Annotated in this window: 17 protein-coding genes, 2 tRNA genes and 1 riboswitch; of the genes, 11 read left to right on the top strand and 8 right to left on the bottom strand. The window is 70.6% G+C overall.

Annotated features, from left to right (window positions below):
- Positions 1–29: 29 nt before the first annotated feature.
- Positions 30–1,181, bottom strand: a complete 1,152-nt coding sequence (locus ABD691_RS32700) for a GNAT family N-acetyltransferase (protein ID WP_344686237.1) — start codon at positions 1,179–1,181, stop codon at positions 30–32.
- A gap of 296 nt (positions 1,182–1,477) precedes the next feature.
- On the opposite strand from ABD691_RS32700, the gene ABD691_RS32695 reads away from it, so the two are divergent.
- Both ABD691_RS32695 and ABD691_RS32690 read left to right on the top strand, forming a co-directional pair.
- Complete coding sequence (locus tag ABD691_RS32695) at positions 1,478–2,392, top strand: coiled-coil domain-containing protein (RefSeq protein WP_344686236.1); 915 nt, start codon at positions 1,478–1,480, stop codon at positions 2,390–2,392.
- 12 nt (positions 2,393–2,404) lie between these two features.
- Positions 2,405–2,761, top strand: coding sequence for a hypothetical protein (locus tag ABD691_RS32690; protein ID WP_344686235.1), 357 nt, complete (start codon positions 2,405–2,407; stop codon positions 2,759–2,761).
- On the opposite strand, the gene ABD691_RS32685 is transcribed toward ABD691_RS32690, so the two are convergent.
- Positions 2,762–3,064 carry a DUF2218 domain-containing protein gene (locus ABD691_RS32685; protein WP_344686234.1) on the bottom strand — a complete coding sequence of 101 codons (303 nt, stop codon included), beginning with the start codon at positions 3,062–3,064 and terminating at the stop codon, positions 2,762–2,764.
- 174 nt (positions 3,065–3,238) lie between these two features.
- Here ABD691_RS32685 and ABD691_RS32680 point away from each other — a divergent pair, with 174 nt between their 5' ends.
- Complete coding sequence (locus ABD691_RS32680; RefSeq protein ID WP_344686233.1) at positions 3,239–4,351, top strand: polysaccharide pyruvyl transferase family protein; 1,113 nt, start codon at positions 3,239–3,241, stop codon at positions 4,349–4,351.
- Here ABD691_RS32680 and ABD691_RS32675 read toward each other — a convergent pair.
- The 3 genes from ABD691_RS32675 to thiD form a co-directional block, all read right to left on the bottom strand.
- The gene (locus ABD691_RS32675; RefSeq protein ID WP_344686232.1) at positions 4,342–4,470 is read right to left on the bottom strand and encodes a hypothetical protein; all 129 of its coding nucleotides are present in this window, start codon (positions 4,468–4,470) and stop codon (positions 4,342–4,344) included. The two genes, ABD691_RS32680 and ABD691_RS32675, sit on opposite strands and share 10 nt — an antisense overlap.
- Positions 4,471–4,550: 80 nt before the next feature.
- Positions 4,551–5,264 (bottom strand): thiaminase II, encoded by a 714-nt coding sequence (gene tenA / locus ABD691_RS32670; RefSeq protein ID WP_344686231.1) that lies wholly within the window; start codon positions 5,262–5,264, stop codon positions 4,551–4,553.
- Positions 5,265–5,321: 57 nt separating this feature from the next.
- A complete protein-coding gene (thiD, locus tag ABD691_RS32665; RefSeq protein ID WP_344686230.1) occupies positions 5,322–6,119 on the bottom strand; it encodes a bifunctional hydroxymethylpyrimidine kinase/phosphomethylpyrimidine kinase in 798 nt (265 codons plus the stop codon).
- Positions 6,107–6,205: riboswitch (TPP riboswitch) on the bottom strand. Its footprint overlaps the gene before it by 13 nt.
- Positions 6,206–6,302: 97 nt before the next feature.
- Between thiD and ABD691_RS32660 the strand changes: the two genes are divergently transcribed.
- The 6 genes from ABD691_RS32660 (at position 6,303) to ABD691_RS32635 (ending at position 10,564) form a co-directional block, all read left to right on the top strand.
- Positions 6,303–6,698 carry a hypothetical protein gene (locus ABD691_RS32660; protein WP_344686229.1) on the top strand — a complete coding sequence of 132 codons (396 nt, stop codon included), beginning with the start codon at positions 6,303–6,305 and terminating at the stop codon, positions 6,696–6,698.
- 67 nt (positions 6,699–6,765) lie between these two features.
- On the top strand, positions 6,766–7,494 hold the full coding sequence (locus tag ABD691_RS32655; protein ID WP_344686228.1) for a hypothetical protein: 729 nt from the start codon (positions 6,766–6,768) through the stop codon (positions 7,492–7,494).
- A 158-nt stretch (positions 7,495–7,652) separates the two neighbouring features.
- Positions 7,653–7,853, top strand: coding sequence for a hypothetical protein (locus tag ABD691_RS32650; RefSeq protein ID WP_344686227.1), 201 nt, complete (start codon positions 7,653–7,655; stop codon positions 7,851–7,853).
- Between the two features lie 112 nt (positions 7,854–7,965).
- A complete protein-coding gene (locus tag ABD691_RS32645) occupies positions 7,966–9,633 on the top strand; it encodes an AMP-binding protein (RefSeq protein WP_344686226.1) in 1,668 nt (555 codons plus the stop codon).
- A 59-nt stretch (positions 9,634–9,692) separates the two neighbouring features.
- Entirely contained in the window at positions 9,693–10,349 is a 657-nt protein-coding gene (gene orn / locus ABD691_RS32640) for an oligoribonuclease (RefSeq protein ID WP_344686224.1), read from the top strand.
- A gap of 139 nt (positions 10,350–10,488) precedes the next feature.
- Positions 10,489–10,564: transfer RNA gene (locus ABD691_RS32635), tRNA-His, on the top strand.
- 102 nt (positions 10,565–10,666) lie between these two features.
- Here the strand turns inward: ABD691_RS32635 and ABD691_RS32630 are convergent.
- Positions 10,667–11,869, bottom strand: a complete 1,203-nt coding sequence (locus ABD691_RS32630; RefSeq protein WP_344686222.1) for a L,D-transpeptidase — start codon at positions 11,867–11,869, stop codon at positions 10,667–10,669.
- Positions 11,870–12,168: 299 nt separating this feature from the next.
- Between ABD691_RS32630 and ABD691_RS32625 the strand changes: the two genes are divergently transcribed.
- Positions 12,169–12,241 (top strand) — tRNA-Lys (locus ABD691_RS32625).
- Positions 12,242–12,318: 77 nt separating this feature from the next.
- Here the strand turns inward: ABD691_RS32625 and ABD691_RS32620 are convergent.
- Positions 12,319–13,233 carry a quinone oxidoreductase family protein gene (locus tag ABD691_RS32620; protein WP_344686221.1) on the bottom strand — a complete coding sequence of 305 codons (915 nt, stop codon included), beginning with the start codon at positions 13,231–13,233 and terminating at the stop codon, positions 12,319–12,321.
- A 100-nt stretch (positions 13,234–13,333) separates the two neighbouring features.
- Complete coding sequence (locus ABD691_RS32615) at positions 13,334–13,954, bottom strand: TetR/AcrR family transcriptional regulator (protein ID WP_344686220.1); 621 nt, start codon at positions 13,952–13,954, stop codon at positions 13,334–13,336.
- Positions 13,955–14,048: 94 nt separating this feature from the next.
- On the opposite strand from ABD691_RS32615, the gene ABD691_RS32610 reads away from it, so the two are divergent.
- The gene (locus ABD691_RS32610; protein WP_344686219.1) at positions 14,049–15,164 is read left to right on the top strand and encodes a Gfo/Idh/MocA family protein; all 1,116 of its coding nucleotides are present in this window, start codon (positions 14,049–14,051) and stop codon (positions 15,162–15,164) included.
- Positions 15,165–15,185: the final 21 nt, after the last annotated feature.

Genomic DNA, 15,185 nt, shown 5'->3' with positions numbered 1-15,185 from the left:
ATTAACCGGCCGGGCCATGGTGCGCCTGATCACCTGCGCGAGAAGACCATCAGCGCGGAGTTCTTGGCGGGCAGGCCGACCTCGCGCTCGCGGACGAAGCCCGCCCTGCCGAACGCGCCCACCGAAGCTCCATTGTGGACGTTCGGCTCGGCCACCACCCGCTCGCAGACCGGGTCCGCGGCCAGCAGCCCGTCGGCGACCGCGCGCAGCAGCGCGGAGCCGACCCCGCGCCCGATCGCGTCCCGCTCCCCAACCGCGATGTGCACGCCCAGGTCGTGCGGCGCGTACGGGTAGCAACCGGCGAGCTTGTCCCGGCACACCCGGTACAGCTCGACGTAGGCGATTTCGCGCCCGTTGAGCGCGACGACGCACGGAACCGAGTGCGCACCGCCCAGCTGCGTGGCGATCTCCTCCCGCCAGCGCTCCAGCGGCCAGTCCTGGTGCCAGTTGACGGCGACGTGCTCGCTGTTCATCCACCGGTGCACCAGCGCGACATCCGCATCGGTGTCCGCCGGTCGGAGCGACCACTCGCCGCCCAGCTCGGGGATCGGCACACCGGGAACCTCCGGATCACCGGCGTAAAGCGGATTCGGCACCTCGTAGCGGACCGGGGTCACCTCGGGCAGGTAGCGCAGATCCTCGCCCACCAGCACGGCGAGATCCGCGGTGGTCGGGCTGTCCAACCGGCGGCTGCCGGCAGCCCGCAGCCGCTCACCAAGCAGACCGAGGAGTTCGTCCTCATCGGCCAGCCCCGCTCGCCCGAACCGGCCGATCATCGCCAACGGCCCCCGAGCCAGAGCCGCCGGATCGTCCGACTTCAGCAGCGCGTCGGCGTGGTCGTGCAGCGACCGCACGGGATCCGACGGCAACTGCGGATCCGGCCCGAGCGACCGCGCCCACTCGACCGGCGTTCCGGCGTCGGCAGCGTTGATCGCCGCATCCGGCAGCGACCGCCGCCGCGCCTCCTCCGCGCACGCGGCGACCAGCGAATCGCCGCCCTCGACGGAGATCGGCGCGAACGCGTGCGCTCCGGTCGGCGACCTGTAGATCACTTCGGTGTCCACGCGCAGCGACCCGATGGTCAGCCGCAGCGCCCCCTCCGCGACCGGCGTGTGCGTCTCGGACAGCCACCGGCGCAGCACGGCGGAACGGCGCAGGTGTGTCGATCCGGAAGGTTCCACGGCACTCCGTCCTCGGATCAGCGAGGGTCCTCCGATTGGCGAGAATCCTCCGATTAGTGAGCCGAGGCTAACCTAACACCTTGCTCCAACCGGGAACATCGAGTCCGCAGTGGACACGGGCAGTCACCGCGCATTCGGGCAGATCAGGACGAGGTTGTTCTGGCGACATGACATCGGATGAAGATCCATGCCTGATCAGGTGATGATCGCCGTGCTCCGCTGGGCGATCACGCGCGCACGGACCTAACCTCCCAACCAGTGACCATGCCCTCGTCGTCCGGATAAAGGAGTCCCCCATGGAAGACGCCGACGCCGTCGTCCCGCTCCGTCCCGGATTCGACATCCAGATCCGGGGATTCCACCGCAACCAGGTGATCGAGCACATCGAGCTGCTGGAGAACCAGCTCAAGCTCGTGACCATCGACCGGAACGAGGCAGCACAGCTCAACGGCGACCTCCGCCGCCTCTGCGACGACACCCGGGACGCCCTCGAAAACGCCGAGCAGCAGCTCAAGCGGATCGAGTCCTCCGACACCGGGCTTCCCGCCGCGTCCCAGCGGGTGCAGAACATGCTCACCATCGCCGAAGAAGAGGTCCAGACGTTGCGCGACCAGGCCCGCAGGCAGGCCGAGATCATCCGCGGCACCGCCGAGAACGAGGCCAGGGAGCTGATCGCCGAGGCCGAGCAGGCCGCGCGGGACCTGCGCACCGAGTGCGCCGAGCTGATCTCCACCCTCGAGTCCCGCCGCGCGGCGCTGCGCCGCGAGCACGACCAGCGGCTCAGCGAACTGCGCAACCGCGAACGGGCCATGCGGCAGTCGATCCGCGACGAGTACAAGAAGACGATGGCGGCGGCTCAGGAAGAAGCCGACGAACTGCTCGCCCGCACCCGCAAGCAGTGCGGCCAGTGGGACGCCGAGAGCGAGCAGCTCCGGCTCGACGTGCTCGACGAGATCCACCGCCAGAGCACCCAGCTCGAAGAACTGCGCACCGCGACCATGTCGGCGCTCAACAACGCGCGGGAGTCGATCGACTCCTCGGCCGCACTGCTCATCCCCCAGCCCGCCCCGCTGCCCGGAGCACCCGACCGGTCGAAGGTCGAGCTCCCCGCGCAGCGAGACGACGTCCAGACCTTCAACGTCGACCTCACCCCGCACACCAACGGCTCCGGCCCGCAGCTCGAAGCGCTCGACGTGGTCCGGCCGAACTGATCGGAGCACGACGTGGACCTGATCGTTCTGACGTTCGTCGCCGGGTTCGCCGTGGCGACCCTGATCTTCTGGCCGCTGCTGCAGAAGGCGCAGCGCCGGCCGGTTCAGCCGCCGCCGGTCCCGCGGACCCCGAAGCACCGCAAGACCACCCAGAGCTCGCCGGTCGTGGTCCCGCGGCAGACCGCCCCGGCCGAGCAGGAGCCGAAGAAGAAGGAGACCGCCGAGCCGGTGGTCTCGATCGGCTACGCGCCCGAGGCGGTCGAGATGCCCGAGCTGCCGACGGACCTGTTCGCGAAGCGCTACGAAGCCCGGTTCAACCGCACCCGCAGGCGCCTGGAACGCCTGCGGGCCCAGGTCGAGGAGTCGTAGTCAGCTGTTCCGCCAGTTGACGACCAGCTGGTCGCGCTGGCCGAAACGCTCCAGGTGCCTGCCGATCACGTCCCGCACGCTTTCGAGGACCTCGGCGTTCTCCGCCTCGGCGCGCAGTTCGAGCACGCCGGGCCGGTAGACCAGCAGGCAGCTACCCGACCCGCGATCGGCGGGCAGCGTGATCCGGATGCCGCCGTCCTCGTCCGCGACCGCGCACTTGCGGCCGAGGTGCGACGCGAGCTGTTTGCCGTAGCGCTCGGGCTTGTCGGTGTCGACGTCAGCGCTCGCGTGAACCATGAGCATCAGCTCCTCCGCGCGTAGTTAGCCTTACCTTACTGTTAGTTTTCCGCACTACTTTCGCCGTGCCACCGTGTGGGTCGTCACAGCGCGCCCGACCGCAGGCAGGCCGCCGCCACGGCCACCGGCCGCCGGTTGTTACCTTCGGCCGCGCCCCCGCCCCCAACCGGCAGGAGCCCCGTGCCGACCGTCTACCTCGTCGCGACCACCGGCCACCCGAACTACGGCGACGAACTGATCGCCGCGACCTGGCTCAAGCACCTCGCGCGGACCGCACCCGACAGCGAGATCTGGGTCGACTGCCCCAACCCCGGTCCCAGCGCGGTCCTGCTCGGGCACCTGCACCCGCGGGTCCGGTTCACCGACACCTTCTGGCGGCTGTGCTGGGAGGCGCCGTCGGACGATCCGTGGGAGGTCGCGGCCTTCGTCCGCAGCGCCGTCGACGACCCCGGCCTCGCACCCCGCTGGGTCGCCGGGATCGAGCTGGCCGCCCGCGCCGACCTCGTGCACGTCATCGGCGGCGGCTTCATCAACGGCATCTGGCCGCACCACGTCGGCCTGCTCGCCGCGGCCGTCGCCGCGACCCGCCGGTCCGGCGGCCGGGCCGCCATGACCGGCCAGGGGCTGTGGCCGGTGGCCGAGGAGGCCCGGCCGCTGCTGCGGGAGCTGGCCGCGCGGTTCGACGTGGTCGACGTCCGGGACGAGCCGTCCGCCGACCTGCTCGGCTCGCTCGACGGGATCACCGCGACCGGCGACGACCTGTTCTTCGGCCTGGACCCGTCGCTGCACCGCGAGGACGAGCACCGCGAGGTCATGGTCTGCCTGCAGTCGGACCTGCTCGACGTGAGCGTGCCCGGGCTGGCCGGGTTCCTGCTCGACACCCTCCGGGAGTGGGGAGTCCGCCCGGAGCAGGTCGGGTTCGTCGAAGGCATCCCGCGCATCGACCGCGAGGTCTTCGCGCTGGTCGAGCACGAACTCGCGGGCGCCCGCTTCTACCCGTTCTCCGAGATCATCGACGCCGGTCTGCCCGCGGCACCCGGGCAGCGGTGGCTGTCGAGCCGCTTCCACGTGCACCTGGTCGCCGCCGCGGCCGGAGCGGACGGTGTCGCCGTGTCGGTCAACTCCGGCTACTACACCAACAAGCACCGGTCGCTGATCGACCTCGGCTCCGGGTGGTCGCTCAGCGAGGGGCTGGCCGTCCCGGCGATCCCTTCCGGCGGCGGGTTCCCACCGGAGGCGCTGCGGAAAACGCGGCAGGACAAGGAAAAGCTCGCCGGGTCGATCTACGGCTGATCCTGCTCGCGCTTCAGCTCCTCGCGCCTGCGGGCGCGGTGGTCGAGGATGTAGAAGGGCGCGGCAGCCAGCACCGGAACCAGCATGCCGACGAAGATGATCAGAAGCGACCCGCCCACTGCACCGAAACCCTGCCTACGGTGGGCGAACCCACGGCCTGCGACTCCGTTCACGACATCGGCGCGGCCCCGGGTTTTCGTTACGGCCGCAACCACTTCGTGGTAGGCCACTCCTCGCGCTCCCACGCGCTGTTCCAGAACAGCCACTCGTACTCGGTCGCACGGGTGAACGCCGCGAGCATCCGCTCCCGCATCGGCTCGTCGGCAGCCGCGGCGGCGCGGTCGGTGAGCTGCCGGGCCGACAGCACCGCGGCGGCGAACTCGTCGTCGGCGTAGGTGCGGATCCACTTGTGGTACGGGTGATCGGCACTCGCGCCGGTTGCCTCCAGGATCGTGCTGCCCACGTGCTGGTAGACCCAGAAGCACGGCAGCAGCGCCGCCACCAGCACCGGGAACGGCTCGGTGAGCGCCGAGGCGCGGAGAAACGACGTGTACCCCAGGCACGACGGGGACGTGTCCACCCCGGCGATGTCGGCGTCGGAAAGCCCGAACTCCTCTACATAACCGGCGTGCAACCGCCGCTCCTCCAGCAGCGCGCCCTGCGCCGCGCCCGCGAGGAACGCGGCGTCCTCGGCCTCCTCGGCGCGGCTGGCCGCCGCCGCGAGCGCCTGCGCGAAGCCGGCGAGGTAGCGGGCGTCCTGGACGATGTAGAAGGCGAACCGCTCGCGGTCCAGCGAACCGTCGGTGAGCGCGGCGTTGAACGGGTGCTCGACGATCGCCTGCTGGAGCTCGGCGGTGTGGGCCCAGGCGCGCGCGCAGAAGCCGTCGGCGGGCGGGGCGGGGAGCTTGCTCATCGGATCAACTCTCGCTCTCTACGCAGTGCTTGCCGGATCCGGGGCATCGCGGGCGCGTCACCACCACTGGTGGAAGTGGTGCACCGGGCCGTGACCGTGACCGACGTCGAGGCGGTGCGATTCGCGCAGCGCGGCGGTCAGGTACTGCTTGGCCTCCCGCACCGCGGTCGGCCAGTCCGGGCGCTGCGGGCGCAGGGCCGCGATCGCGGCCGACAGGGTGCAGCCGGTGCCGTGGTCGTTGTTGGTGACGACGCGTTCGCCGGGCAGGAACTCGCAGACCCCGTCCCCGGACAGCAGGTCCACACTGGACTCGCCGGTGAGGTGGCCGCCCTTGAGCAGGACCTGCTTCGCGCCCAGCTCCGCCAGCCGCTCGGCCTGCGCGGGCATGTCGTCGGCGCGGCGGATCTCCCGCTCTCCCAGCAGATCCGCGGCCTCCGGCAGGTTCGGGGTGATCAGGTCGACCCGCGGCAGCAGCTCGTCCCGCAGCACCGCCACCGCCTCCGGCGCGAGCAGCCGGTCGCCGCTCTTGGCCACCATGACCGGGTCCAGCACGACGTGCGGCGGCGCGTACCGGTCGAGCGCGGCGACCACGGCCCGGATCACCCCGGCGTTGGCCAGCATGCCGATCTTGACCGCGTCCACCCGCACGTCGTCGAGCAGCGTGGTGAGCTGGGCGGTCACGAACTCCGGCGGCACCTCGCGCACCTCGGCGACCCCGGTGGTGGTCTGCGCGACCAGCGCGGTGATCACCGACATCCCGTAGGCGCCGTTCGCCGAGAACGCCTTCAGGTCGGCCTGGATGCCGGCGCCGCCGCTGGGGTCGGTACCCGCGATGGTCACGACGTTGACGATCATGACGTCCCTCCGCTAGTGCGAGCTAGGTCAGGTTCAACGGGTCTGTTCTCAGCCCGGACCACTCCCGGGCACCCCGCGTCAGTGCGACCAACCTACAACCCGGCAGCGCCCCCGGACCACACCCGTCTTCCGCCGCTCCGGCCCAACGCCGTGTCCCCCGTCCGGGTCATGTACATCAGGCAGATGCGCGACGAAACTGACCGGATCGCCCAAGCCGAGCCGGATTCCGGCGGCATCCGCGGTCCCCGTGCAACCGATCGCGCCGGACCGCCGTCCCTGGGGCAGACGAGGATCGACCGAGGGGGTTCGACCGTGTTCGACCGCGAGCAGGTGTGGTGGATCGTCCCGCCCGGGCAGCGCATCAGGCACGCCGTGACCGACCGCCCCGGCGCCCGCCCGGCGGGCGACGTCGTGCCCGCCCTGTGCTCGGCGGCGGTCAAGATCCCCTACGAGACCTACCCCCCATCGCGTGAACCTCGCAGCCGCGCCATCACCGAGCGTTGCCCGGAATGCGAGCGGCAGGTCGCCGACCAGCTGCGGCGCAGCGCCGATCTCGTGGTCAGCGTCTGGGACAGCTGATCGCCGCGAGCGATCTCACAGTCACCATCCGGTGAGGCGACCCTCAGCCGCCGATAGGGTGGGGGCGATGGACACCACGACCGAAGCCACCCAGTACGCCCGTTCGCGCCGGGCCAAGCGGCCGGATCCCGCGGAAGTCTGGGGCCCGCTGGCCGGTCTCGCCGACGCCGCGGCGGGAGCCGCGGCCAACTCCGGGGCCGTTGCCATCACCCGCGGATTCGACCGCAAGAGCAGGCAGCGCGCGAAAGCGCTGCGGGAACTGCTCGCCGAACGCGGTGTCGCGGCCGTCGAGGTCACCGCCGCTTCGGGCAGCGAACGGCTGCTGGCGGGCAGCGAGGTGGCGGCCGTGGTCAACCTGGTCGGCGCCGGATCGTGGCAGCCCTACCGGCTGGGCGCCAAGCTGCGCGCCGCGGTGTTCAACCCCGGTGGCGGCGACGAGCCCGTCGGCCGCGACGTGATCGGCATGGCAGGCGAGTCCGGCCGCCGCGACGTCGCGCTGTCGCACGTGGCGGTCCGCCCCGAGGACCCGGCGAACGGCAGCATCACGGTCATCAGCAACGGCGAACCGCTGTCGGTACCCGGCGGCCGGATCACCGTCACGCCGGCGGGCCCGCGGCTGGAGGTCAACCTCAGCGGCCCGGACTACGCCGCGCAGACCTTCAGCTCCGCCGAGATCCGGGTCGAGACCTTCGACGGCCCGCACCGGCTGGTCCGCGACGAGCTGCCCATCGCCGAGTTCGAGGGCGCGGTCACCTTCACCGCCGAGCCGGAGGGCCTGCGGATCCAGTCCGTCTGAACACCTCGCGCGCCCGTTCGAAGATCAAGAACGTGCGCTGAGCAGCGCTTACCTACTGGCGGGTCGCCAATTCGGCGGCCCGCCATCACATCCGCCGACCTGGCGCGTCTCACGATCGACCGCCCACCAGAGGGTGGGCCGAAGGAGGTCGGGGATACGTGGACGCCACTGGGGAATGGCGGGTGAGCTGCCGCGACGTCGCGGGGCGGCGCAGGGACGTGTCGGTGTTGGTCAACCAGGGCAACGTCGTGGTCGTCGCACCGCCCGGGGAGACGGCCGTCCTCTCCCCGCTCGAAGTCGGACGGCTGCGCGCCGCGCTGCGCGACGCCGTGGTCGCCGCCGCCGCGAACGCGCCGTGATCGCGCAGGTCAACGGGGTCCGGCTGATCCGCATCCGGCCGCACCCTTCCCGGAACGCCGCGCGGGAGGCATTATCTACTCTCGGTAGCTTCCGATCGGCGAGGGTGGACGCGTGGCGATTCACGGGTTGGTGCGAAGGCTGCGGGCGAGGGTGCGGCCGGACTGGATCCAGGGGCCGCAGACGGCCTACATCCTGGCCAGGCAGGGCGTGCTGCGGCCGATGCGCCCCGACAAGCTCCTGCGGATCTTCCGGGCCTGGCTGCGCTGGGGGATCACCCCGCCGCTGGCCTACGCCGTCGGCGCCATCCGGCACGCCGACCGCCCGGCTGTCATCGACGAGCGGGGCGCGCTCAGCTACGCCGAGGTCTCCCAGCGCACGACCCGGCTCGCGAACGCGCTGCGCGCCCGCGGCATCGGCGACACCAGCAAGGTCGCGATCCTGTGCCGCAACCACCACGGGCCGATCGAGACGATCATCGCCTGCGGCAAGCTCGGCACCGACGTGGTGCTGCTCAACACGGGGCTGAGCACCCAGCAGCTGGCCGCCGTCGTCGCCGAGCAGCAGGTCGACCTGCTAGTCGTCGACTCCGAGTTCTCCGCGCACCTGCCCGAACTGCCCGAGGACCTGGACGTGGTGCTGGCCTGGACCGAGGGCAGCACCCGGCACGACACGGTGGAGCACCTGATCGCGACCGCGTCCGCCAGGGCCCTGCCCCGAAGGCCCCGGCACGCCCGCATGATCGTGCTGACCTCGGGCACCACCGGCACGCCCAAGGGTGCCCGCAGGCCGGACCCGCCGGGCATCGGACCGGCCGCGACGATCATGTCCCGGATCCCGCTGCGCAGCGGCGAGCGGATGCTGGTGTGCGCACCGGTGTTCCACACCTGGGGGCTGGCCGCGTTCCAGCTCGGTGCGGTGCTGGGCGCGACGCTGGTGCTGCCCCGCAAGTTCGAGCCCGCCCGCGCGGTCAACGCGCTCAAGCGCCACCAGTGCACCTCGATGTTCGCGGTTCCGGTGATGCTGCAACGCATCCTCGACCTGCCCGCGCAGGACCGGCAGCGCGAGGGCCTCGGCGCGCTGCGCATCGTCGCCTCCAGCGGTTCGGCGCTGCCCGCCGAGCTCGCGGCGAACTTCCAGCGGGCCTTCGGCCCGGTGCTCTACAACGTCTACGGCTCGACCGAGGTGTCGTGGGTGAGCATCGCGACCCCCGCGGAGCTGAACCGGGAGCCGAGCACCGCGGGCCGCCCGCCGCGCGGAACGGTCGTGCGGATCCTCGACGAGGACGGCAAGCCCGTCCGCGGCGGCGCCACCGGCCGCATCTTCGCGGGCAACGACATGCTCTTCGAGGGCTACACCAACGGCGGCGGCAAGGAGGTCCGGGACGGCCTGATGTCCACCGGTGATCTTGGTCGCACGGACTCCGCCGGACGGCTGTACGTGGTCGGCCGGGAGGACGACATGATCATTTCCGGCGGCGAGAACGTGTACCCGAAGGAGACCGAGGACGCCATCGCCGCGCTGCCCGAGGTGGCCGAGGTCGCGGTCATCGGGGTGCCCGACGACGAGTTCGGCCAGCGCCTGGCGGCCTTCGTCGTGCCCGCCGCGGGAGCCGAGCCGGACGCCGACGGCCTGCGCGAACGCGTCCGCGGCTCGCTGTCGCGGTTCGCCATGCCCAGGGACGTGGTGTTCCTCGACGAGCTGCCCCGCAACGCCACCGGCAAGGTCGTCCCCCGCGAGCTGCGCGCGCACGGAGCGTCCGGGCACGTGGCCGAACGGTGACCGGGCCGCGAGGACCGCGATCGCACGATCATCAGCCCGCCCGCGTTAGGCTCACGCGGGTGAACGACCGTCTAGTGTGGATCGACTGCGAAATGACCGGTCTCGACCTGGGCAAGGACGCCCTGATCGAGATCGCCGCCCTGGTCACCGACGCCGACCTGAACGTCCTCGGAGAGGGCGTGGACATCGTGATCCACGCCGACGACGAGGTGCTCGCCGGGATGCCCGACGTGGTGCGCGAGATGCACGAGCGCTCCGGGCTCACCGAGGAGGTCCGGCGTTCGGCGGTGACCCTGGCCGAGGCCGAGCAGCGCGTCCTGGACTACATCCGCCAGCACGTGCCCGACGGCCGGTCCGCGCCGCTGGCGGGCAACTCCATCGCCACCGACCGCGGTTTCATCGCCAGGGACATGCCGACGCTCGACGGCCACCTGCACTACCGCATGGTGGACGTCTCGTCGATCAAGGAGCTGTGCCGGCGCTGGTTCCCGCGGATCTACTACGCGCAGCCGGAGAAGGGCCTGGCCCACCGCGCGCTGGCCGACATCCGGGAGTCCATCCGCGAGCTGGCCTACTACCGGCGGACCGCGTTCGTCCCCCAGCCGGGGCCGAGCAGCGAGCAGGCGCAGGCGGTGGCCGCCGAGCTGCTCAACGGCGACAACGTCGAGGGCGGCACCGAAAAGGCCAGGCAGGAGCAGGCGGAGCAGGACGGCTGAGCCGCTGGGGAGAGCCGGTGTCAAACCCTTCGACAGCACCCGTTAGGATATGAACGTCGCTGCGGGACAGGCCGAGCATCAGCTCGGGTAACGGCCCCCGGGTAACCGCTCGGAAACGGCCCAGTCCGGAGCAGCCGCGGTGGGTGTAGCTCAGTCGGTAGAGCACTGGGTTGTGGTCCCAGGTGTCGCGGGTTCGAATCCCGTCACTCACCCCAGCGAAAAGGCCCCGTTCCTCGGAACGGGGCCTTTCGGTTTTTCCGGACCGGCTTCGCCTCGGGTGCTCCTCCGGTGCGGAGCAGCGCCCGAGGCGGATTCGATCAGCGGTTGCCCGCCTTCCACTGGTCCCACGGGATCTGCCAGTCCCCGAAGCCGTCCCACGCGCGCAGCGACGGGCCGCCGGAGTTGGTGATCTCCACGATGTCGCCCTTCTTGAGCAGGTCGAAGACCCACTTGGCGTTCTCGGTGCTCATGTTGATGCAGCCGTGGCTGACGTTGCTGTTCCCCTGCTGCCCGACCGACCACGGGGCCGCGTGCAGGAACTCACCGCCGTTGGAGATCCGCACGGCCCACTGCACCGGGGTCTTGTAGCCCCCGGCCTCGACCGGCAGGCCGTAGGTCGACGAGTCCATGATCTTGGTCGCGTGGTGCTCGGTGACCACGTGCACGCCGTTGTTCGACGGGAACGACGGCTTGCCCAGCGACACCGGCATGGTGCGCTGCACGGCCCCGTTGACCTCGATCGACATCTGGTGCGACGCCCCGTCCGCGCGCAGGATCACCGCGTCGCCGATCGTGATCGTCGCGGTGCGGTCCTCCTGGCCCCAGACTCCGTTGCCGAAGTCCTTGCCGTAGACGTCGACGTCGACGGTCACCTTGGTGCCCGGCTTCCAGTACTCCTTCGGCCGCCAGTGCACCTCGCGGCTGTTGAACCAGTAGAACGCCCCCTCCACGGCGGGCTCGGTCCTGACCTTGATCGCTTCCTCGGCCTTGGCCTTGTCCGGAGCGGGCGCGTCCTTGCTGAAGTAGAAGGCCAGCGGCTGGCCGATGCCCACGGTCTGCCCGTCGAGCGGGTTCATCGACACGTAGGTCTGCTCCTTCGGCGTCACCGTGCTGAAGGTGGCCTGCTGGGTGATCGGCGGCCCCTCCGCACCCTGCACGGTCGCGACGAAGGCGTAGTCCTTGCCGTAGCCGAGCGCTTCGGTGGCCGTCCAGCTCAGCCCGTCCGGTGCGGTCGCGCCCGCCACCGGCTTGCCGTCCGGGTTGGTCAGGACGGCGTTGGTGATCTTCCCGTTGGTCACCTTCACCGAGATCGGCCCGGTGGGTGACACGTCCCGAGCGCCGTTCTGCGGCGCGAATTCCACCGTGGGCGCGGGCGGTGGAGCGGGCGGCTGGTCCGCGAGGTCGGAACCGGCCCCGCTGCAGCTCGCGATCAACATGGCGATCAGGCCGAAGACCGAGAGCGGCAGCAGCCGGGTCAGCAGCCCCGACTGCTTCCCGACCGGGTTAACTGACAGCTTCATGGGCGACAATCCGTTCGATCAAGTGCACCACTTCCCCCTGCTGACAGTGTGCAGGAAGATCCCGACAGTGTGTTTTTCGATCTCCCACACACGCAGAGTGATCGCCCCCGATGGCAATCCCCTCCACCCGGCAGACGTGCGACTCGGCCCGGGGTTGCTCCGTGACCAGGCAGAACTTCGAAAGGACACCCCCTTGAAATGACCCGATCGGGGGTTGTGCTAATGTTTTCCACGTCGCCAGGGAGAGCCGGAAAGCTCAAGAATGCAGAGCGGACCGGATCGAACGGAACGACAATCCAGCGCCAATAGCTCAACTGGCAGAGCAGCTGACTCTTAATCAGCGGGTTCGGGGTTCGAGTCCCTGTTGGCGCACAGCACGAAGGCCCGACCGGTTTCGGTCGGGCCTTCTTCGCGTCTCAGTCCCCAGTGCGCACCGGCGTTGAGCCGTATCACGGAACGAGAACGATTCGCGCCCCGGTGGTCGAGTCGGCCCGCCACGCCGATTCGACGGCGTGCAGCGGGATCGAAACCGCGTGCACGGTCAGGTCCGCCGCGGGCAGCCGGTTGATCAACGCCGTCAGCTCCGCGAGCCGCTCCTGAGGTGGCAGCGAGCGCGACTCGACGGTGGAGAACTCGACGCCGAGGTCGGATAACGCCTCGACCGAACGGCCCATCCGCGCACCGGCCGCGGTCCCGGCGCGCACCCAGCGGAGCCTGCGACCGCCGGCCAGCGAGTCGAGCGCGATCTCCGCCGGCCTCCCCCACAGGAAGTCGAGCACCACGTCGACGTCCGAAGCCGCGTCGGCCAGCGCCTGCCCGGCGGACTCGTCCGCGCGGTCCAGCGCGACGACCTCGTCCACGCCCAGTTCGAGCAACCGGTCGAGCATGGCCTTGTTCCGCCCTGCCGCGACGACCCGGCCCGCGCCGAGGAGGCGCGCGATCTGGACCGCCATCCGCCCGGCGTTGCCGGTCGCCCCGAGCACCAGGACGGACTCACCCGGTTCGAACGCGGACCGCAGCGCCAGCCAGGCGGGCATCGCCGGGTGCACCGACGCCGCGACCGTCACGTCGTCGACGTCGTCAGGAATCGGAACGCAGTCCTGTGCCCGGACCACCGCGCGTTCGGCCATGCTGCCGGACGGCGCCTCCAACCCGGCGAAGAACACCCGGCTGCCGCCGGGCATCCTGCCGACTCCGTCGGATCCCGGGATGAACGGAGTCGCCAGCCTGCCGCACGCCCGGACGGACGGGTGCAGACCTGCGGCGACGACTTTCAACACGACCTCGTCATCGGCTGCGACCGGGTCGTCGAACTCCTCGTAGCGTGGCGAACGGGTGAATGAGCGGACGATGGCTGCACGCATGGTTGATCCCTCCGCCGGCGGAACAAGTGTGAGAGCAGCAATCTACGCTTGATCATCCGCCGATACCGGGCATTGGGGGAGTCCCACGCGGCGCCGCGCGTCAGTCCCGGGAGCGGGCGGGTTCCCGGTCGAGGCCGTCAAGCACGATCCGGAGGTTGCGCCGCCACTGCTCGGGCCCGGCCCGCAGCCCGATGGTCCGGTCCGCTGGGATCACCGAGCTGAGCAGGAACGGTACGTCCTGCCAGACGAGGTCCGAGCGGATCGCACCGGCCTCCTGCGCTCGCTCGACCAGCTGCCGGAACCGGTCTCGCAACGCGGTCAGCGAACTGTCGATCTCCAGCGGGCACTGCCCGCCGAGCGCGTCGTTGATCCCGCAGCTCGTGGCGCGGAGGCCGACGTAGTCCTCGGCGAAGTCGCGGAATCCCCGCCACGGGTCCGGATTCCGCAGAGCCCGGTCGGCGAGGGCCACGATCTCGTCGAGCGTGTCCGCCAGGACAGCCCCGAGCAGCGCTTCCCGGGAAGGGAGCCGCCGGTAGAAGGTCCCGATCCCGACCCCGGCCCGGCGCGCGATCTCGTGCGCGGTGACGTCCACCCCGACCTCGGCCACCGCCTTGCGGGCGGCGTCGACCAGCCTGCGCACGTTCCGCTGGGCGTCGGCGCGGGGTCGCTGGCCGAGCTCGGCCGCCAGAAGTCGCTCCACGGCGCTGTCGCTGCTGCTCACGGACCAAATCTAACACCAAATGGACTTGACGAGTCCGGTTAGGCCGAGGTAAAACGGACCAGTCAAGTCCGTTTTCAAATCCAGGAGGTGCGTCATGGCTGTCGGTCAGATCAAGGTGGGAATCATCGGTGCGAGTCCCGAGCGCGGCTGGGCGCAGCGCGCGCACGTACCAGCGCTGCGGGCCCTGCCGCGGTTCACGATCACCGCGGTCGGCACCACGCGCGCCGAGAGTGCGGCCAGGGCCGCCGAGCAGTACGGCGCTGCCCACGCCTTCACCGATCCGCGCAGGCTCGCCGAACATCCGGACGTGGATCTGGTCAGCATCACGGTGAAAGTGCCGGGCCACGCCGAACTGGTGCGGGCCGCGCTGGACGCGGGCAAGCACGTGTACTGCGAATGGCCATTGGCGCTCACCACCACCGAAGCCGAAGAGCTCGCCAGGGCAGCGGAAGCCGCCGGGGTGCACAACGTCGTTGGATTGCAGGCGCGGCAGTCTCCAGCGTTCGCGCGCGCCCGCGAACTGATAGCCGAGGGCCACCTCGGCCGGGTCACCTCGGTGAACGCCTATGTCTCGCGCAGCAAAGGAGCCGCTGAGCGGATTCCCGGGTGGAGCGCCTACACCTACGACGTCGCCAACGGAGCCGGCCTGCTGGAGGTCTCCGGGGGTCACACGCTGGACCTGCTGGAACAGCTCACCGGCGGCATCGGCGAACTCTCGGCCACGCTCTCCGTGCAACACCCGCACCACGTCGTCGCCGAGACCGGCGAGCCGATCGAGGCGACCAGCCCGGACCATCTCGTGCTCAACGCGACGACGACGAGCAGTGCGGTGATGTCGGCCGTCGTCCACGACGGCGCGACAGCGCAACCAGAAACGCGGATCGAGGTCCGCGGCACGAGAGGCGACCTCGCGCTGACCTCCCCCGGCGACGAAAGCCTGGAGGACACCCAGCTCCAGGTCAGCGAACTCCGGCTGCGCGAAAGGCGGGAGCCCGGTCAGTGGCGCGATCTCGACGTTCCGAACGGACTGCCCACATCGCTCACGGCAGCAGCCCCGCGCAACGTCGCGCGGTTGTACGCCGAGATCGCCGAAGGCATCGACAGCGGAACCCAGACGGCACCGGACTTCGCCGCAGGCGTGCGGCTACACCGATTACTCGATGCCATTCGGCTTTCCGCCGACTCCGGAATGCGACAACAGGTGGAGTAACTGAGAAGTAGCCACGACGTT

The organism is Saccharopolyspora taberi (assembly GCF_039534165.1).
GTDB lineage: Bacteria > Actinomycetota > Actinomycetes > Mycobacteriales > Pseudonocardiaceae > Saccharopolyspora_D > Saccharopolyspora_D taberi.
The sequence above is the reverse complement of the archived record's forward strand: the minus strand, read 5'-3'. Positions and strand labels throughout refer to the sequence as shown.